General features: G+C 45.5%; 21 protein-coding genes. 7 read left to right on the forward strand and 14 right to left on the reverse strand.

Annotated elements, in window-relative coordinates:
• Positions 1 to 36: 36 nt before the first annotated feature.
• The 3 genes from minC to minE all read left to right on the forward strand — a co-directional run bounded on the left by minC (position 37) and on the right by minE (position 2,327).
• Positions 37 to 1,095 carry a septum site-determining protein MinC gene (minC, locus tag ACP2WE_RS10785; protein ID WP_425215556.1) on the forward strand — a complete coding sequence of 353 codons (1,059 nt, stop codon included), beginning with the start codon at positions 37 to 39 and terminating at the stop codon, positions 1,093 to 1,095.
• Between the two features lie 71 nt (positions 1,096 to 1,166).
• Positions 1,167 to 1,970: a septum site-determining protein MinD gene (gene minD / locus ACP2WE_RS10790; protein WP_425215557.1), complete on the forward strand. Its 804-nt coding sequence runs from the start codon at positions 1,167 to 1,169 to the stop codon at positions 1,968 to 1,970.
• A 12-nt stretch (positions 1,971 to 1,982) separates the two neighbouring features.
• Positions 1,983 to 2,327, forward strand: a complete 345-nt coding sequence (gene minE / locus ACP2WE_RS10795; protein WP_425215558.1) for a cell division topological specificity factor MinE — start codon at positions 1,983 to 1,985, stop codon at positions 2,325 to 2,327.
• 78 nt (positions 2,328 to 2,405) lie between these two features.
• Here the strand turns inward: minE and ACP2WE_RS10800 are convergent, their stop codons facing one another.
• The 10 genes from ACP2WE_RS10800 to ACP2WE_RS10845 form a co-directional block, all read right to left on the reverse strand.
• Positions 2,406 to 3,095: an NUDIX hydrolase gene (locus ACP2WE_RS10800; RefSeq protein ID WP_425215559.1), complete on the reverse strand. Its 690-nt coding sequence runs from the start codon at positions 3,093 to 3,095 to the stop codon at positions 2,406 to 2,408.
• Positions 3,096 to 3,137: 42 nt separating this feature from the next.
• Complete coding sequence (locus tag ACP2WE_RS10805; RefSeq protein WP_425215560.1) at positions 3,138 to 3,770, reverse strand: L,D-transpeptidase; 633 nt, start codon at positions 3,768 to 3,770, stop codon at positions 3,138 to 3,140.
• Between the two features lie 80 nt (positions 3,771 to 3,850).
• Entirely contained in the window at positions 3,851 to 4,840 is a 990-nt protein-coding gene (sppA, locus tag ACP2WE_RS10810; RefSeq protein WP_425215561.1) for a signal peptide peptidase SppA, read from the reverse strand.
• A 92-nt stretch (positions 4,841 to 4,932) separates the two neighbouring features.
• Complete coding sequence (gene atpA / locus ACP2WE_RS10815) at positions 4,933 to 6,450, reverse strand: F0F1 ATP synthase subunit alpha (RefSeq protein ID WP_330481586.1); 1,518 nt, start codon at positions 6,448 to 6,450, stop codon at positions 4,933 to 4,935.
• A gap of 81 nt (positions 6,451 to 6,531) precedes the next feature.
• A complete protein-coding gene (gene atpH / locus ACP2WE_RS10820) occupies positions 6,532 to 7,089 on the reverse strand; it encodes an ATP synthase F1 subunit delta (protein WP_425215562.1) in 558 nt (185 codons plus the stop codon).
• A gap of 30 nt (positions 7,090 to 7,119) precedes the next feature.
• On the reverse strand, positions 7,120 to 7,653 hold the full coding sequence (locus ACP2WE_RS10825) for a F0F1 ATP synthase subunit B (protein ID WP_425215563.1): 534 nt from the start codon (positions 7,651 to 7,653) through the stop codon (positions 7,120 to 7,122).
• Between the two features lie 43 nt (positions 7,654 to 7,696).
• Positions 7,697 to 8,182, reverse strand: a complete 486-nt coding sequence (locus ACP2WE_RS10830) for a F0F1 ATP synthase subunit B' (RefSeq protein ID WP_425215564.1) — start codon at positions 8,180 to 8,182, stop codon at positions 7,697 to 7,699.
• Positions 8,183 to 8,256: 74 nt separating this feature from the next.
• Entirely contained in the window at positions 8,257 to 8,505 is a 249-nt protein-coding gene (atpE, locus tag ACP2WE_RS10835; RefSeq protein ID WP_330481582.1) for an ATP synthase F0 subunit C, read from the reverse strand.
• 85 nt (positions 8,506 to 8,590) lie between these two features.
• Positions 8,591 to 9,346 (reverse strand): F0F1 ATP synthase subunit A, encoded by a 756-nt coding sequence (gene atpB, locus ACP2WE_RS10840; protein WP_425215565.1) that lies wholly within the window; start codon positions 9,344 to 9,346, stop codon positions 8,591 to 8,593.
• Positions 9,347 to 9,395: 49 nt separating this feature from the next.
• On the reverse strand, positions 9,396 to 9,836 hold the full coding sequence (locus ACP2WE_RS10845) for an ATP synthase subunit I (protein ID WP_425215566.1): 441 nt from the start codon (positions 9,834 to 9,836) through the stop codon (positions 9,396 to 9,398).
• Between the two features lie 381 nt (positions 9,837 to 10,217).
• Here ACP2WE_RS10845 and ACP2WE_RS10850 point away from each other — a divergent pair, with 381 nt between their 5' ends.
• The gene (locus ACP2WE_RS10850) at positions 10,218 to 10,874 is read left to right on the forward strand and encodes a hypothetical protein (protein WP_425215567.1); all 657 of its coding nucleotides are present in this window, start codon (positions 10,218 to 10,220) and stop codon (positions 10,872 to 10,874) included.
• 68 nt (positions 10,875 to 10,942) lie between these two features.
• Here the strand turns inward: ACP2WE_RS10850 and ACP2WE_RS10855 are convergent, their stop codons facing one another.
• Positions 10,943 to 12,622: a S8 family serine peptidase gene (locus ACP2WE_RS10855; RefSeq protein WP_425215568.1), complete on the reverse strand. Its 1,680-nt coding sequence runs from the start codon at positions 12,620 to 12,622 to the stop codon at positions 10,943 to 10,945.
• Between the two features lie 75 nt (positions 12,623 to 12,697).
• Here ACP2WE_RS10855 and ACP2WE_RS10860 point away from each other — a divergent pair, with 75 nt between their 5' ends.
• Positions 12,698 to 13,468, forward strand: a complete 771-nt coding sequence (locus ACP2WE_RS10860; RefSeq protein WP_425215569.1) for a hypothetical protein — start codon at positions 12,698 to 12,700, stop codon at positions 13,466 to 13,468.
• Between the two features lie 71 nt (positions 13,469 to 13,539).
• On the opposite strand, the gene ACP2WE_RS10865 is transcribed toward ACP2WE_RS10860, so the two are convergent.
• The 3 genes from ACP2WE_RS10865 to ACP2WE_RS10875 all read right to left on the reverse strand — a co-directional run bounded on the left by ACP2WE_RS10865 (position 13,540) and on the right by ACP2WE_RS10875 (position 16,548).
• Positions 13,540 to 14,052 (reverse strand): Tic20 family protein, encoded by a 513-nt coding sequence (locus ACP2WE_RS10865; RefSeq protein WP_425215570.1) that lies wholly within the window; start codon positions 14,050 to 14,052, stop codon positions 13,540 to 13,542.
• Positions 14,053 to 14,144: 92 nt separating this feature from the next.
• Positions 14,145 to 15,284, reverse strand: coding sequence for a ligand-binding sensor domain-containing protein (locus ACP2WE_RS10870; protein WP_425215571.1), 1,140 nt, complete (start codon positions 15,282 to 15,284; stop codon positions 14,145 to 14,147).
• 142 nt (positions 15,285 to 15,426) lie between these two features.
• Positions 15,427 to 16,548, reverse strand: coding sequence for a FecR domain-containing protein (locus ACP2WE_RS10875; RefSeq protein WP_425215572.1), 1,122 nt, complete (start codon positions 16,546 to 16,548; stop codon positions 15,427 to 15,429).
• Positions 16,549 to 16,740: 192 nt separating this feature from the next.
• Here ACP2WE_RS10875 and rplI point away from each other — a divergent pair, with 192 nt between their 5' ends.
• Complete coding sequence (gene rplI, locus ACP2WE_RS10880; RefSeq protein WP_425215573.1) at positions 16,741 to 17,202, forward strand: 50S ribosomal protein L9; 462 nt, start codon at positions 16,741 to 16,743, stop codon at positions 17,200 to 17,202.
• Between the two features lie 170 nt (positions 17,203 to 17,372).
• A complete protein-coding gene (gene miaA, locus ACP2WE_RS10885; protein ID WP_425215574.1) occupies positions 17,373 to 18,302 on the forward strand; it encodes a tRNA (adenosine(37)-N6)-dimethylallyltransferase MiaA in 930 nt (309 codons plus the stop codon).
• Positions 18,303 to 18,499 lie beyond the last annotated feature (197 nt).

Here is an 18,499-nt window from a genome sequence, read left to right on the forward strand (position 1 = left end):
ACCCTCATGGACTTGTTGGCATGAGGGTGCTAAATTATGCCCATGAATCCAGATGAATCCGTAACTACCATTAAAAGTCCTCCCGAAACTTCGCCTCCAGAAGATTCTGTACCGTTAAACTCCGTGCAGGCAAGTGGGGATAAAATCAGTGGCGCTTCGACCAGTAAAGGGGATTTATCCTCTCTTAAAGTTATTGGCGACAAAGTCAGTGACGATAAAATTAGTGAGAAAAAAATTAGAGCGGACAAAGCCAATAAGGGGGATTTGTCCGCTCTAGAATTTCCTGAAGTTGTTACCGAGCCTGAAAGTGTAAAGCCCGAATCCGATTCTGCACTCAGTTTGCTCAATGACGTATCGCAGGTGCGATTTAAGACGATCGCAGGCAAACTAAACCTAATATTACCAACTGACAGAGATCTACAAGATACAGAGGGTGCCAGTTACTCCACATTTAGCTGGACAGAAATGTTAGAGCAGCTCGAGCAACGCATGCAGGCAAGCGCAAGATTTTGGCAGCCACGCACTCAAGTCTATTTGCAAGTGGGCGATCGCCTTTTAGATGCGCGACAAATGCAAGAACTCGCAGAAGCTTTACAGGTCTATGAGTTAACCTTGCATAGTATTGCCACCCATCGCCGCCAAACAGCCATCAATGCTGCTACTGCTGGCTTTTCGGTAGAGCAAGGTACATTGCTCCACAACTTACCCGGGTTTAATCCCATCCCCACCGACCCCATTGAAGATCCTCTATACGTCAAAATGACGGTAAGATCGGGTACCGAGATTCGTCATGCAGGAACTGTAATTGTATATGGCGATGTCAATGCAGGCGGTGAAATCATTGCCGATGGTGACATTCTCGTATGGGGAAAACTGAAAGGGGTAGCTCATGCTGGGGCAAGGGGTAATGCTCAGGCAGTCATCATGGCACTACATCTAGAAGCAACACAGCTCCGCATCGCTGATTTTATTGCCCGTGTGGAGACACCCAGCACAACATTTTGCCCTGAGATCGCTTTGGTTAGTACAGTTGGGGTGCCAAACATTCGCATTGTCAAGGCTGTCGATCACGCTTCCTTAAAAACGACAACCTAGGGTATTCTTGCTAAGGTCTCTTGCTTCTTGTTCTTACTCTTAACTTCTTTGCTTTTAACTAGATGTCAACCATGAGTCGCACAATCGTTATTACCTCCGGTAAAGGAGGCGTAGGCAAAACCACTTCTAGCGCAAACTTAGGTATGGCTCTAGCCAAGCTGGGGCGAAAAGTCGTGTTAGTCGATGCTGATTTTGGACTGCGGAATCTAGATCTATTGTTGGGCTTAGAAAATCGGGTTGTTTATACAGCTCTCGAAGTCATCAACCGCGAATGTAAACTCGATCAGGCTCTGGTAAAGGATAAGCGGCAGCCAAATCTTTCCCTCTTAGCTGCACCTCAAACCCGCAATAAAACTTCAATTACCTCGGCACATATGAAGGCTTTGGTTGAGGTTTTGAGTCGTTATTTTGACTATGTGCTCGTTGATTGTCCTGCGGGCATTGAAACGGGCTTTCAGAATGCGATCGCAGGGGCAAAAGAAGCTATCATCGTCACCACTCCTGAAATTTCGGCTGTGCGCGATGCCGATCGCGTCATTGGATTGCTAGAGGCAAATCGGATCAAAGATATCAAGCTGATCATTAACCGCCTGCGCCCCAAGATGGTCAAGAATAATGACATGATGAGCGTTGAGGATGTCTTAGAGATTTTATCGGTTAAGCTAATTGGTGTCATTCCTGACGACGAGCAAGTAATTGTCTCCACCAACAGAGGCGAACCGCTTGTCCTGTCAGAGAACTTACCCTTAGCTGGTATCGCTTATGAAAATACGGCAAAAAGATTAGACGGTAAAGAGGTCGAATTTCTCGATCTCGACGCCCCGCGTGATACACTTTTGACGCGCCTGCAACGTTGGCTTACTGGCAATTCCTAGATAAGGTTTACCATGATTTCTGAACTGCTCGACCGACTTTTTCCTAATCGTATCATCACTCCAAGTAGTGCTAAGGTCAAGCAGCGCCTAAAATTTATTTTGGCGCACGATCGCGCTGCTCTGACGCCGCAAATGTTTGATGAGATGCGCCGAGAGATCATGCAGGTGGTCTCAAAATATGTCGAGCTTGACGAAGATAGCCTTGATATTCGGCTTGAATCCGATCAACGCAATACGATCGTGGTGGCAAACCTACCCATCCGTGCCATCCGAGATGAACCTCAAGAGCCTGCTCCAGAAGTTTTACCTGCATCTGAACTCGAGCTATCTCCAAGGCCTGAAAAGACTGACGCTTAAGGCATGTAGTTTTGGCGAAGTTTATGACACTTCAAATTCAGGTTTAGGTTCTGTTTACTCTGTCGAACTCGCGTTGGTTTAAATCTCAAAATTAAAGCCCTTTTCTTTTAACTGGCGATAGGTAGCTTCATCAAATTCATACAGTTGCGCGGCACGATGGGTGACATTTTTTTCTGTTTCATTTAAACCAATCAGCAACCCCATGCTGAGAATCTTTTTGCGAAAATTGCGCTTATCTAACGTCTCTCCTATCACCGTTTCATAGAGTCGTTGCAGTTGCGAAAGCGTAAATTTCTTTGGTAAGAGTTCAAAGCCGATCGGTTCGTAGCGCAGTTTTCCCTTCAGCCGAGCCAACGCTACAGATAGAATTCTCTCATGATCGAAGGCTAAAGTGGGGACTTCAGTTATAGGGAACCAAGCTGCTTCTCTCGCATCCGTGGTTGCTTGAATAAGATATTCACTCAAATTGACTAGGGCATAGTAAGCTACAGTCACGACGCGATCGCGTGGGTCGCGATCGAGATTCCCAAAGGTATAAAGCTGCTCCAGAAAGACTTCCCTGATTCCCGTTTCTTCCCTGAGTTCTCTCATTGCTGCCTCTTCCAAGGTCTCATCCATTCGTACAAATCCGCCTGGTAAAGCCCATTGCCCTTGAAAGGGAGGAATAGCGCGTTGGATCAGCATGACTTTTAAGTCCTGAGCATCCAAACCAAACACCACACAATCGACGGTTAGCGCGGGTCTAGGAAATTTATAGCTATAGGACATAGAGGGGATATCAATTCTTAAACTTTCTGCACATATATCTTTTTAGGGAATCACTTTCACAGTCATACCGATTTCTACCAATTCAAACAGCGCTACAATATCGCGATTTTTCATTCTGACGCAACCATGGGAAACTGCCTGCCCGATCAGCGATTCATTAGGAGTCCCGTGGAAACCTATGGTATCTTTCCCATCTGTCCAAAAGCCAATCCATCGCAAACCGAGGGGATTATCTTCCGCAGGAGGAATAACGTCACCCGTCCAAGGGCTTTGCCAAGCAGGATTGCGGATCATTCTTAGGATTTTAAACTCTCCTGTAGGAGTCTCCCATCCACCTTTTCCTACAGCAACAGGGAATTTTTTGAGAATGCGATCGTCTTGATAGGCATAGACTTGACGTTCGCTAATACTTAAAACTAAATGTGTGGCGCGATTGTCATTCAGCTCTTGGAGTAAAAGGTCAGAAGATAGATCGGGAAACTCTGGCTTCATCAAATCGGCAAGATCGATCTTCAACGTATCGGTGGCAGATTGCAACTGTGAAATTAGCGGCGATCGCACCTTCTCACCTTGAACTGTTTCTGGGGTTTTCGCGATCGCTCCTTGTCCAAATGAACAAACCAAACATACAATCCCCAAGCCAAGCTGTAATTTCCGACTTAATTTGCTTGCCATTCTATCCATCCCCTCAATTGAGACAACTAAATCAAAAGACTTCTATCTATCGCATCACGCAAATTCTGAACGCAGAGAATTTAATTAAACCAACTTGGCATTAATAGAACGGGTGGATCGTTGCTAGACAGTCCAGCAGAATTTGGTTGGAATAATCTTTGGACTAAAGTATCTAGATTTTTTGACAGGGGAGAAGCTAAATTTAAAGACAAATCCGCTTTATTCAACAATTGATCTAAAAGCCGTTCTACAGAATTTGGGCTGCGCTCAATCGGCAACTCTTTGATGTCGGGTAGATTAAATCTAACTCTAGCAAGTTTGCGTAGATCGGCGATCGCATCGTCAAGCGTACCGATCTCATCGACCAATTTATTTTCTTTGGCTTGGCGACCCGTATAGATGCGACCATCGGCTAGTTTGCGTACCGTCTCAAGATCCATATTGCGTCCCTTAGACACGTCAGTAATGAACTCTTGATAGGTGTTTTGCAGTAAATCTTGCAGCAACTGACGTTCAGGCTCACCCAGTTGACGAAAGGAGGAAAAAATATCTTTATAGGGACCTGTTTTAATTGTTTGTGGTTCGATACCGACGCGATTGAACAACTCGCGCACGTTAAACCCATTGAGAATTACACCGATACTCCCCGTTAACGTACCAGCATTGGCATAGATTTTTGTCGCAGCACTAGCAATATAGTAACCGCCACTAGTGCCTTGATCGAGCATACTCACAACCACGGGCTTGAGCTGTTGTAATTGCTTAACCGCTTCGTAGACTTCTTTACTCGCGCCCACGGTTCCGCCAGGGCTATTAATCGACAACAGGACTCCTTTTACAGACTCTATCTTTTTCAGATCGAGTAAGCGATTGCGTACTGCCATAGCTCCAGACGAAGAAGTCCTCATACCTGTAATCACACCATCTAAAGAGACGAGTTCTAAGCGATCGCTAGATCGATCCAAGGCTTGACGCAGAAATGCCTCTTCGCTTTGGCGTTGAATCCCAAAAATGGCAGCAACGAAACAGACGGCGACCAAGACAAGAGCAATAATGCGATTGAGTTGCATACGAAAAAGATTGCTAAAGAAAAAAATAACCCCTCACACCAGCATAGCGGTTTCGTGAGGGGTTATTTCAATGAATTGCTTAGCGAATTAACTTAAGCGGCGGCTGCGAAGGTTTTCTTAAATTCAGCGATCGCTTCCTTTAAAATCTTCTCAGCTTCGTCGCCAAGCTTCTTCTCTGCCTTGACAAGATCGGCATATTTAGGCTTGCTAGTAGAGAGGTAGTTACGTAGTCCCTTGTTAAAGGAAGTTACCTTTTCTACTGCGATGTCATCAAGGTAGCCGTTGATAGCGGTGTAGATAATCGCAACTTGGTCAGACACAGGCAAAGGAGAATATTGAGGCTGCTTGAGAATTTCACGCAATCTTTGACCGCGTTGTAACTGCGCTTGGGTAGCTTTGTCCAAATCAGAGGCAAATTGAGCAAAAGCAACAAGGTCATCGTACTGGGCTAATTCCAGTTTGATCTTCCCTGCAACCTGCTTCATGGCTTTAATCTGAGCTGCCGATCCAACGCGGGATACCGAGATACCTGGGTTGATCGCGGGACGAATACCAGAGTTAAATAGGTCAGAAGACAAGAAGATTTGTCCGTCTGTAATGGAAATAACGTTGGTAGGAATGTAGGCGGATACGTCACCAGCTTGCGTTTCAATAATGGGTAGGGCTGTCATTGAGCCACCGCCCAACTTGTCGCTGAGTTTTGCTGCGCGTTCGAGCAAGCGAGAGTGGAGATAAAATACATCCCCAGGGTAGGCTTCGCGTCCTGGTGGGCGACGGAGGAGTAAAGACATTTGGCGATAGGCCTGTGCTTGCTTAGACAAGTCATCATAGACCACCAAGGTTGCCTTGCCTGAGTACATAAAGAACTCAGCCAACGATGCACCCGTGTAAGGCGCTAGATATTGCAACGTTGCTGGATCGTTGGCATTGGAAGCGACCACGATCGTATATTCCATCGCACCACTTTCGCGTAGTACGTTAACGACGTTGGCTACGGTTGAAGCTTTTTGCCCGATCGCTACATAAACGCAAATACAATCTTCGCCCTTTTGGTTGATGATCGTGTCAACCGCAACAGAGGTTTTACCTGTTTGGCGATCGCCAATGATTAACTCCCGTTGTCCGCGACCTACAGGAATCATGGCATCAATAGCCGTAATCCCCGTTTGGAGAGGCTCAAACACTGACTTACGCGCAATAATACCAGGAGCAGGAGACTCAAGTAGTTGGAATCCGTCGTTCTTAATGTCGCCCTTACCATCGATGGGACGTGCCAAGGAATCCACAACACGACCAATAAAGGCGTTTCCTACAGGAACCTGAGCAATTCTACCCGTGGACTTGACTGAACTTCCTTCAGCAATGCCACGTCCATCACCCATGAGCACAACCCCAACGTTGTCCTCTTCAAGGTTTAAGGCGATACCAACGGTACCATCTTCAAATTCGAGCAACTCGCTGGACATGCACTTCTCTAGTCCATAAACGCGAGCGATGCCGTCACCCACTTGCAACACAGTACCAACGTTAGAAACTTGCAGTTCTTGGTTGTACTGTTCGATTTGCTGCTTAATAATATTGCTTATTTCGTCAGGTCTGATGCTAACCATAGTTGTCAGTTGTTTGTGTTTATTTGTTTGTTATTTGGCAATCAGCGATTTGCAGTTTGCTTTCTTGGCAATAAGGAAGGTTTAAACCCCAGCCATCAAGCTACTAGAAAGGCGACGCAGTTGTCCTCTAATACTGGCATCAATGACTTGTGAGCCAATTTTGATAATTACCCCACCGATCAAATCTGGATTTACCACGATCGAAAGTTGAACGCTGCGGGCACTGGTTACGTCAAGAACTTTTTGTTCTAGGGTTGCTTGTTGCGCCTCAGTCAATGCCACCGCTGAGATAATCTCAGCAAAAGCGACTTGATTCATCTCTCTCAGCAATGCTTGAAACTGCAAACAAATCGGCTCTAAAAAAGTAATGCGTCGCCGATCGACCAACACCATTAAAAAGCTTTGCAAAAAGGGATGGATGCGCGATCCAAATACCTCAGCAATCACGCTCTTTTTGACATTATTTTTAATTAAAGGGACTTCCAGCAGTTGCCTCAGTTCGTTTGATGAACGCAAAGTCTCAAGAATTTGCTGCACATCATTACCAAATGGCTCAACCAAACTTCGATCCTTTGCCAAAGACATCAGAGCCTCGGCATAGGGTTCGACAAGAGTTTGGCTTACAGAACTAGCTTTCATGAAATTATCTAACTCCTACATTCAGATCTTTTATTTAGATCCCAAAAGTGAAATACTGCGGTCAACTAACTCTCTCTGAACGGAGTCTTCTAGTCCACGCCCAAAATACGCTCTTACACCAGCCAAAGCTTGCTCGGCAACCCGTTGTCTTAGTTGAATCAACACGCGCTCTTGCTCAGTTGCAATCTCTTGATCGGCAGATTCTCTCAATCGTTCGATGTCAGCATCTACAGTCGCTAAAATGGCAGCACCTGCTGCTTTGGCATCTACTTCAGCTTGCTGACGCAGGCGATCGCATTCTGCCTGAGCCTGTGCTAGCTTTTCCTGCTGATCGGCTAGCTGCTCGATCGCCACTTGCTTGCGCTTGTCAGCATCTTTAATTGCTGACTCAATCGTTTCTAGACGTTGGGAGAGAGCTTTGCCTAAAAACCCCTTTCCAGCATAAATTAGAACCCCTAAAAGGATCAAAATATTGACCGCATTGGTTTCTAGAATATTGCTGTTTAGACCAAAACCTGATGCCTCACCTGCTTCACTAGCAAGTAGGAATAAACGAATGTCCATAAGATATTTTTCGATTGAAAATGACTAAGCAGTTCGTGCGTTACTAGCTACTTACCAAGTTTCCTAATAGTTTTTGCAAGATTTGACGACTAAGTGATTCGACCTGAGCATTTAAAGAAGCTTCAGCAGCACGCTTTTGGTCTTCGATCTCAGCTTTGGCGCTTGCTACCTTGGCTTGAGATTCTTCTAAAGCTTTGGCAATTTGCTGAGCGCGAATTTTCGCTGCATCAGCTTGAGCTGCCAAAATCATAGCTTGAGCAGATTTACGAGTTGAAGCAACCTCTTGCTCGTATTGATGAGCCAAAGTATTTGCCTTTTCTAGTCTCTCCTTTGCTTCCGCGATGTTGTCTCGCACATAGTCACTGCGATCGTCAATTGCCTTAGTTAATGGTTTAAAAAAGATGGCATTGAGAACAGCAACCAGTAGCAAGAATTGCACTGCCATAAGTGGCAATGTGGCATCGAAATTGAATAAACCACCGCTAGGTTCAGCAGATTCAACTGCTAGTAAAAATGTCCAGTATGTCATGAGAATTCAGTCTAGGTAGCAACTCATAGCGCAATTGCATTAGCTATTAGCCGCAGAGCTAATAGCTAACACACTTAACCGGCAAAAGGATTAGCGAACAGCAGCACCAATGCTACTACAAGACCATAGATGGTCAAAGATTCCATAAATGCGAAGCTCAATAGCAATGTGCCACGAATTTTGCCTTCAGCTTCAGGCTGACGGGCAATCCCTTCTACAGCGCGGCTTGCTGCTGTACCTTGACCAATACCAGGGCCAACTGCGGCCAAACCAATTGCAAGACTGGCGGCGATCACAGATGCGGCGGCAACAATGGGGTCCATGATGATTTCTTCCTTTCTATGTTTGTGTAAATGTAATTTGAGGTTTGTGTTTCATGAAATCGGTAAGATTCCGAATTCAACTGAGTCAATGCTCATGCTCTTCTTCACCGTGACCTTCGATCGCTTCCCCGATGTACACTGCTGCTAAGGTAGCGAAAATCAAGGCTTGTACGGCACTGGTAAACAGTCCTAAAGCCATGACAATCAGTGGGACAAACAAGGGAACCAACAGAACGAATACCCCAACCACTAGTTCATCTGCCAAAATATTACCGAACAGACGGAAGCTTAGGGAAAGAGGTCTTGTGAAATCTTCTAGAACCCAGATGGGTAAAAGGAATGGGGATGCGACCACATATCTGGAAAAGTAACCAAGTCCTTTATTACTCAGCCCTGCATAAAAGTAGGCAACAGAAACTAAAAGAGCTAAGGCAACTGTGGTGTTGATATCACTCGTGGGCGCAGCCAATTCACCCTCTGGAAGGTGGATGAGTTTCCAAGGCACTAATGCTCCCAACCAGTTGGAAACAAAAATGAACAGAAACAAACTTCCAATGAAGGGCATCCATTCTCGATAATGTTTTTCACCGATTTGGTCTTTCGCAATCCCTTGAATAAACTCTAGGACGTATTCCATAAAGTTTTGGAACTTTGCGGGGATGCGTTGGATGTTACTGGTGGCGCTCGCAGAGGCTATAAGCAGCACACCAATTACAATCCAGCTAACCAGCAACACCTGACCATGTATTTCTAGTCCACCAATTTGCCAGTAAAAGTGCTTACCAACTTCTAAAGCAGCTAGATTTGTTGTGTGAGCGCGGAAAAGTAATGGATTAATCATGTTCAACAGATATAGCCCCAATGGGACAAATTGATTTGATTTGATTCGGTCAAATCTTAGGAGAACGGAACTCGCGGGTGAGATCCTGAGCCAGAATCACTAAAAGCGAAGCCTTGTAGGTGATAAAGCCAAGAAACGCAGGCAATATTTGCAATTGTTTCAAGCGCGAAGCAATGACGATTAGAATCACAAAAACAGCGAATCTTGTATAACCGAGACGTCTGTTTTGAGGATCTAGTCGATCAACACCTCTAGCCAACATCCTTAAGTAAACCACACCAGTGCACGCACCTAACAAGTAATTTAGAGAGACATTCCACCCATAGATAACCCCGATCGCTAAGCTAATAAAAGCTGAAAAACCGATGGTTAAGATGAATAGTTTCCACTTAAGTTGCTCGTATTCCTCCATCGAATCTATAGATGACACAGATGAACTTGCCGTTGCCGATTCACTTTGTTCTCTTCCGTTGGCAGGAATGATCTTCACAGTTGATGTTGGGTTACACTAGAGGCTTATGCAGAAATTTCACAATTGGCTTTCGTTTTAGGAAGCTTTGCACTCCTTATCTACTCCTTTTCACTAAGTAATAGGACTCAGTGAAAGAGAGCGGCGAATCACAAATGTGTTTGCATACACAGTTATTAAAATTATTACGCAATTTGTCACACTTTCTTTATCTATCCAGTCAAACTTGTTAATTAATTTTGGGACTCGAGGTGAAAACTTGCAGCAAAGGTATAGATTAAAAACTTTTGACAGATACATGAGTCAGTTGAGAGTGATACGATATCCAAAGTTTTAGATGAGCTTTCTTAAGGGCTTGATTTCATCAGCCTATGCAACTTAACCCTTCGTACCCCTCCAACCATGTCAATTTTTGCCGTTAAGCCTTGCCCCACTCAACCAATACAAAACCGCATTTCCGATCAAAATATTGGGCGAAATTTCCAGCGATCGCTTCACTCTGTCTACTTGGCATCGTTTGCATTGTTGGCATTATTTCCGATGGCAGCGATCGCTCAAACCACTGACAGTTTGGATCGAGTCACAAAAGTTGCACAAGCAAGCCCCACTGAAGTTGTTGCCCCTAAACCGAACTCTTTAGACAATAGTGTTTTTAGCATTCCAGGTGGCGAACGTTTAATGACCGAGGCAATGGCATCTGTAAACCAACAAAATTACACCGTGGCAATCACCAAATTGCAGGACGCGCGGCAGGTGTTTAACCAACTTTCTAATTTTTACCAAGATTTAACCACAAGCTTTGCTGGTATAGATAACCGTATTTCTGATAGCCATCGTCAAAAAGCCTTGCAAACAGCTCAGCTACGGGACAAAGCCACCTATCAGTTAGCTGTGGTTTATCGCGCCAACAATCAGCCTGAGTTAGCTGTACCCTTGTTAATTCAACTGATTCGCAGCCAAGCCCCCACTCGCGAACTGGGTCAGCAGGCATATCAACAACTATTTGAGTTAGGGTTTGTGGATATGCAATATCCTCGTACCCCTGCTGCGACCAACTAGTTCAGTTGCTGTAATTTCCTCAACAAAACTCTCAGACTAAAGCTTCTGAGAGTTTTGTTTGTATGTAATCAACGTTTAACAGGCGCAGTCCACCATGCTAGTCCATATCGCTGTATGGGTTCGTTATTTTGTGGAGTATTAAATACAACTCGGATTTTATATCTCCCAGCAGCGGGAATCTTGACGAAAATATGCTGGAGGTTGTCAATTTTACTGACCGACGACCAAACATTTTGAGAGATATCGTTATCTTGCTCGCGCATTAAGTAAAGGTCTAGGTTGTTGATGCCGCTATTCTTAAAACTCTCCCCGATATCAAAGAGTCGATTGCCATTTTTATCATTTAAATTGACGAGTCGATCCCACGTTAGCGTAATTGCCACAAAGCTATCAGCCATCAGGGGTTCTGCAAAGATATATTCTTGATATTGTGCGGCTTCAACCACATGACTGTCCCAACCGATCGCACTGACCGTACCAGGTGACTGTTGTCCTGCTTGAAATTGCTGAATGGCACGGGCAGCATTTAACTGTCCTGCCCCTAAGTGTAAGCTCAGGGGGATATCTCGACTGCGATAGGCTTCCGAGTCGAGCCAGTTTTTACCATAGGCATCTAAGATCGTCTTCGACATTCCTAAGGCTTTACCATCCCCCGTATCTTTAATTTTGTCAGCCGAATTAATCAGTACCGCTTTGATAATTTCATGGCGACGCGCATCTACGCCCCATTGCTCGCTGAGAATTTGGCGATCGGCATATTCTTGTAAAAGCGCAATTGTGCCAACCACATGGGGAGAGGCAAAACTGGTACCGTTGGCGGAGATAAATTTACCCTTGAGGTCGGGCAGCATGACATTATTACCTGGTGCGAGTAAAGCAAGCGATCGCCGCCCATCCGTGGGACTCTCTACACCCGGCGTCCATTTGCCATCCTTATTTAAATCGGTAAAATATTCGCCAGCGTCATATCTACCATTGCCGTTGCGATCGATAAACGGCTCATCAATCAAATTGCCGCGATCGAGCTGACTGTAGACCCCATCGCGATCGCGGGTAAACCCCACCACAATGCCATTATATAAATCAGTGGGAATTGGAATTCCACCTTTACCTTGATTTCCTGCTACAACTGGTAAGGTGTTATAGGTAATTGCCAGCCAATCAAGGCTCAGGGTTAGTAGTGCATTGCCATCAAGCTTAGGTTTTGGTCGGGGATCTTCGTTAAGGGGTTCGCCAAAGCTAAAATTTAATGCTCTAACATAGCTGTTACATTGTCTTGCTACATATTGTGCGGCTAAGACTGCTTCTGGCTGACCGTCACGGCGACGTTGCGCGTAGGCTGATGACAAAAGCTTGGCTTGAGGGGCAACTCCTTGATGAATTTTGTTGCGGCTGATCATCACCGCTGCTACTTGAGCGGAATGATCGTCTAGATTGCGATTGGGTACAGGTTTACCATCGCGAAAGAAAACCTCAAAGGGTTCGATCGCCACGCGATCGAGTTGAATGAGTCGATTAACGATCTTGTCTACGGCAAACTGTCCTGGGCGGCTGAGTTCGATTTGACCTATACAGATATCTTTACCTGTGAGGTTATAGGGCGCAACATGAAGCCTACGGGCATCAATGCCTGGAGTGCCGACCGATCGATCTAGGGCTAGCGCTGTTTGGGTATTGGGTGGCAAAAATTTTGGTAACAAAGCCACAGTCAAAATCATACTGCTGACAAACCAATATGCCCTACACATTTTTCTGATTAATCTCTTAGAATAACGCTTGTGGATGTTCTCATTTAGGCAGTCCCACTCAGAAAAGAATTCTCAATGGTTAAACCTTTAAGCTCATTTTCTTCGATCGAAACTCTGGCAAAAACTCTGACCAAAAAACAAACAAAACCTCAACGGTGGAAGATTAAACTAATCGCTTGCCAGTTTTGCTTTTTTGCGTTTTCCTACCTTAGCATTTGTAGCCAAGCATCCGCCGAAACTCCAATCTCTAAGTCAGCTTCAGACCTAAAAGTTAACCAAGAAGTGATCGATAGTAGCCCTGTCTTACGGCGATGGCTAACCAATCCACCCGATCTTTTGGATGATATCTACAACAGTCCTAGCTTCGATCCAACCCTTCGACTAGGAATTACTTCCCGCGACAACAATTTAGGCGTGGATGTGGGAATTGACAATCTACTGGTGGGGCAGACAAGGCTAGCTGCAAGCGCTAGCTATCAGTCCGAATTTAGCGGTAAAGAAAGTGGCTTTGATGCTAATTTGCGCTATTACATTTTGCCACTGGGGTCTTATTTCAATATTGCCCCACAGGTTGGCTTTCGGCAGCTTAATGTGACCGATCGACCCACGATTTCAGGTGTAGATTTGGGATTGCAAGGAATTTTAGTCCTGTCTCCCCATAGTGCCGATCTACGTCTAGGTCAAACATTTACAGCTCCTGGTAGTAATGTCGAATTGAGCATTACATCCCTATCAGCGAGTTACGCTTTGACCAAACAGATTCGTCTTGGCAGCAAGATCGAATGGCGGCGATCGCCCATTTTTAACGACAGTAGAGTCGGCTTTGTTCTAGAGTTTAATCTTTAGTTGTTGGGGATTGGCTATCAGTAGTTTTTTGGAATTGACACAATAAACTGACAACTGAAAGCCGATAACTATTAAAAACGCACTTGGTAGTAAGCTGCTTCTGAAACAATTGGCATCTCTGCGTATAAGCCTCGAATTGATTGGAAGATTGAGAAGCCGCAGGCTGCCATCATGCCAACAAAAATTGTGTTGGCAAAAATTTGAACCACAAATATGAGAGCTTGCGAACTCGCAGAGGGTAAAGCAGGTTGCAATAGACTGACAAGAATTTGAATCAGGACTAACACAATTCCTAATAGCAAAGCTTGCATGGCGTTGAAGCGCACAAAATGATTTACTCGTTCATTTCTGACCACAAACATGTAGACACAAATAAAGACAACGAAGTCAAGTGAAATTACTTGCGGAATTATGGGAAAGCCCAACAAAAACTTTAGCCAAATCAAAGGAAAAAAGATCGTGGCTAGAGGTGGAAATTGACCAAACAGAAAAACCCCGTAGAATACGGCTGCTGACATCGGCAAAAGATAAGGCAAGCAACCATATAATCTATCTAAAGGTGCTACAGATCCGCGTAATGCCATAGGTTTAACCCTTGATAAGTTTTTATGTGGTGTATTTTCAGATCTTAGCCCAACTTACGTTTGAGATACAGTGATTGTAATCAGATTAAAAATCAAGGTGTTGCATAAATCACCTTGGCGTTACTGGTGCGATTGTCAAAGATCTTGACATCCGCATTTAGCTTTGCCAAACCATTGCGCGTACCGATCCACAATTGCCGATCGCTTAACAGTAAAGTACCAATCCCACTTGAGGGCAAGTTTTGAATCGTCGCCGTAATTTCACCATTATCCGTATCGACTCGCACCAAGCCATCGCGCGTACCCACCCACAATTCACCTTTTTTGTCACTGGCTAAGGCAAGAATGTCTCGGTCTGTAACGCTATTAATGCGGGCGATCGCTTTATTGGTCGCAGGATTTACCAAGATCACATTACGGGGCGTGCCTGCCCAAATCAGTCCTTGCGGATCGAGCGTAATGGCTTGCACAATTTGTCCTGCCACATAGGGAATCCGCGCTGTAATCTCAGCCGTCCCTGGATTAATTTTGATAATTCCTTCCAGCGTACCGACCCATAGCTGTCCTGCATTATCTATCTGCATTACATTGGCAGCCGTTCCTGGAATGTTGGGCAGTCGGGCATAGGTCTCAGCGCTGGTGGGGCTAATACGTACGATTCCTTGTTCTGTGCCTACCCAGATAAACCCAGCCCGATCGATCGCCAAACTCAAGATGCGGTTTGAAGGTAGGTTAATGGTGACGTTTTCAACTTTGCCCGTATCAGGTTGCACTTGAAACAAGCCCGATGCCGTCCCTACCCAAAGTTTGCCGTAGTCATCAAGCAACATTGTGGTCACGACTGGGCTAGGCAAATTCACTACAAACAGGGTTTTACCATTACTGGGGTTCACTTCGATCAACCCACGCCAAGTGCCGACCCATAGCCTGCCGTAACTATCAATTAGTAAAGAGCTAACCCTGCCATCTACTGCGCGACTGGGGGTGCGGTTATTCACCAAAGGTTGTGCTTGTGCTGAGAAAACATCTGGGAAAATATCGATGGGGGCGATCGCTTGCCCTGCCAAGATGCTAATCGTAGCTAAGCCCCATAGACAACTGCGTAAACCCGACACAATCTGGCGATCGTTTCGATTTGCTTCTTTATTCTTATCTCTCGACTTATGTAGAGAATTCGAGCAGACTAAATGACCCGATCTTGCGGGTTCATTGACTAAATTATTACTTGACATACGCTTTACCTGACATCCTCGCCGCACTGAAAATTAATAGCCTAAACCGATCGTCAAATGTCTAGATTCATATACCTAGCCCAAGGCAGCTAGATAATAGCTGACAGTTTGCGAAAAGTCTATTTTTCAGTGAGAGATTTCGTTAAGGTCGTTTTGGTTCTGAGGGCGGAGCAACAGGAACAACTGGCGTAACAGGCTGAGGAACAGGTACGATCTCAGGCTGAATTGGCAGTGGCGGTGGATCTAGAGGCTGTACAGTTGTAGGAGGGGGCGCTGTGTTCGTCGGATTCGTCGAAGTTACAGGAGAGGCAACAGGCGTAGCAACAGGTGATGTCGGTGCAGGTGTCGAAGTTGCTGGAGCGACGGGATCTCGAGCCGCTGCCGTGGGTTCTTGTGTGGGTCTTGGAGCTGGATTTTGAGGGTTAGAGTTTTGCGAATCATTACTTCGAGTTGAGGTGTTGTTCTTGTCTGCATCTCGGTTAGAGCCAGTTGATTGGGATGCTGGGTTCAACTCAGGTTTGATTTTGGAGATATCTGAACGCTTAAATTTGACCGCCTCAGCTTCCTTAATGCCACTAGAAATTTTGAAGGTTGTCTCTATATCGGCTTGACTTGCCAAACGCGTATTAAACCCAAATAGTAAAGGATTTCCAGCTAAGCGCTTCTCGATATCTTCTTTGGCTAGGGGCTTGGGTGTAGATGGGGTGCCATCGGGCATAACGGTTAATTCTTCGCCTGCCTTGAGGGTAAGGGTGTCAGAAGAGCGGGATAGCTTTACCGTCACCGTGCCGTTGAGTGCGAGGATTTGCCTCTGTTTTGAGGACTCTTTGGGAATATCGACATAAAATGTACCATCGCTGCTGGAAACTGAGCCAAAAGGGGTTTGAATTTCGGCAGTTAGGTTTTGACTAGAAGCAACCCAAGCAAGCAAACGACCTTTATTTAGGTTGAGTTGATTTTTAGGATTGATCGTCAAGGTGGCATCACCGGCAACACGCACGATCACGCCGCTATTGAGCACGATTTGAGCGCGTGAAGTCCCCTCAGTGCGAACCGTTTCGCCAGCTTTTAAGGTTGTGCCTACGCTAGCAGTCCTATCTTCACTGCTATTGAGAAAGCGTACCCAGACTGAGAAATCACGAATCTCGCTGATCTCGGCAAGGTTATCGGTCGGTACGACCTCTGAGCTAAATGGTTTGGATGGTGGAGGTGCAAAACAGCCCGGTACGGCAACCAATCCAAGGGACAAACAAAACAATGACACGAGGCGCAAAGATGTCCTAGATAGTTGGCAGCGTCGCATTTGAGTTTTGTGTAGCAAAGTTTTTAGATATACTAGAAATTCTGACTATGAGCTTAAAACCTATTTTAATCTTTTTTTAGGATTTTGGTAGGCTATAAGTCGATCTTAGGGCAAGTGTAACCTTAACTGCAAAATGGGATGTAATTCAAAAAAATGGCAAAAAGTGACGTTCAGGTAATGTTGACAAAAGACGTAACCAAGTTAGGAAAGCTGGGTGAGTTGGTAGCAGTGGCTCCAGGCTATGCCCAAAACTATCTTTTACCTAAAGGTTTAGCGGTACGTGCCACAGTAGGTGTGGTCAAAGAAGTAGAAAGACGCAAAGAAAAAGAGCGCCAACGTTTGCTCGCTATTCGCGAAGAAGCAGAAAGCCGTAAAGTTGCGCTTGCTACCATTGGTGGCTTTGTCATCAAAAAACAAGTGGGTGAAGGGAATGCCATTTTTGGCACGGTGACAGATCGCGAAATTGCGCAGTTGATCGCCGCAAAATCCATGTTAGAAATCGATCGCCGCGATATTACAGTACCTGATATCAAACAAACAGGTAATTATGAAGTTTCCATCAAGCTCCATGCTGAGGTAACCGCCACGATCGACCTTCAGGTTGTACCTGAATAATTTCTGCTTTGTTGGCAAGCGATCGCTCCTGTGCATCTCCTAACGTATTCCTAGTGTCTAAAGTGGGGCAAGAAGTAAGGGGCGAGTTCGCCCTGCTTCGGCTCTAAGGCTCAAACTAAGGAGTATGGACGTAGATATTTGACCGATTTTGAGATCTGAAAAACTTTAAGATGCCCAAATCGCCAGGACTAATCGTTATTTTGGGTGCTACGGCTACTGGAAAAACTGGCTTAGCGATCGCTTTAGCAAAATCACGCAATCTGCCCATTTTAAGTGCCGACTCGCGCCAAATTTATCGACATTTTGACATTGGCACGGCAAAACCCACACTGGCTGAACGGCAAGGCGTTCCCCACTATTTAATCGATCTTGCCGAGCCAGACAGTACCTTTACATTGGCTGAGTACCAGCAACAGGCACAGAAGCTCATTGCAGGGTTTCACGCTCGTGGCATTACCCCTATTCTCACGGGTGGTACAGGGCTTTATATCAAGGCGATCGCTTCTGGGTTGCAAATCCCCAAGGTTTCGCCACAACCAGATCTGCGATCGCAACTTGAGCAGTTAGGTCAAAATTCCTGTTACGCCATGCTCCAGCAGGTCGATCCCTCAAGTGCTGCCAAAATTCACCCCCGCGATTGCGTCCGCACCTTGAGAGCGTTAGAGGTTTTTTACGTAACGGGCATACCACTTTCCGAGCAGCAGCGAGAAAATCCCCCTGATTACCCGATCTGGCAAATTGGTCTGCACACCCCTGAGCCTGAGGTTTATCGGCAATGGATCGGCGATCGTATTGAGCAGATGCTCTTGAGGGGATGGCTAGATGAGATTCGTCAACTTCAACATCGCTATACAAAAAATCTGCCACTTCTAAGCACCTTGGGCTACGCAGAAATGGCAGACTATTTAGCAGATAAAACGGGTTTAGCTACCGCAAAACAGTTAAGTGTAGATCGCACCTATCAATTTGGGAAACGTCAGAGAACTTGGTTTCGAGGTTCGGGGCATGGCGATCGCCCCATTCACTGGCTAAATAGCGGTAGCCATCTCGATGAATTGCTGGAACTACTTAATTTGCTCCATGATCGAGAAGATCGGTAGGTACATCCCCACAATAATCGAACCGACCATGCCGCCCAAAACGCAGATCATGATAGGTTCCATCAAACTAGTACAACAGGGCGGAAATAGGGCTACCCTATAGAAGGTGAGCTAAATGAAAGAGAAGAGCTATGCCCAGATCAGCCCCTACACCCTTAAAGTTAAATGAAACCGAACGTCGGGATCTTCAACAAATC

This window comes from Tumidithrix helvetica PCC 7403, assembly GCF_965232925.1.
In the GTDB taxonomy this organism is placed as follows: Bacteria; Cyanobacteriota; Cyanobacteriia; order Pseudanabaenales; family Pseudanabaenaceae; genus Tumidithrix; species Tumidithrix helvetica.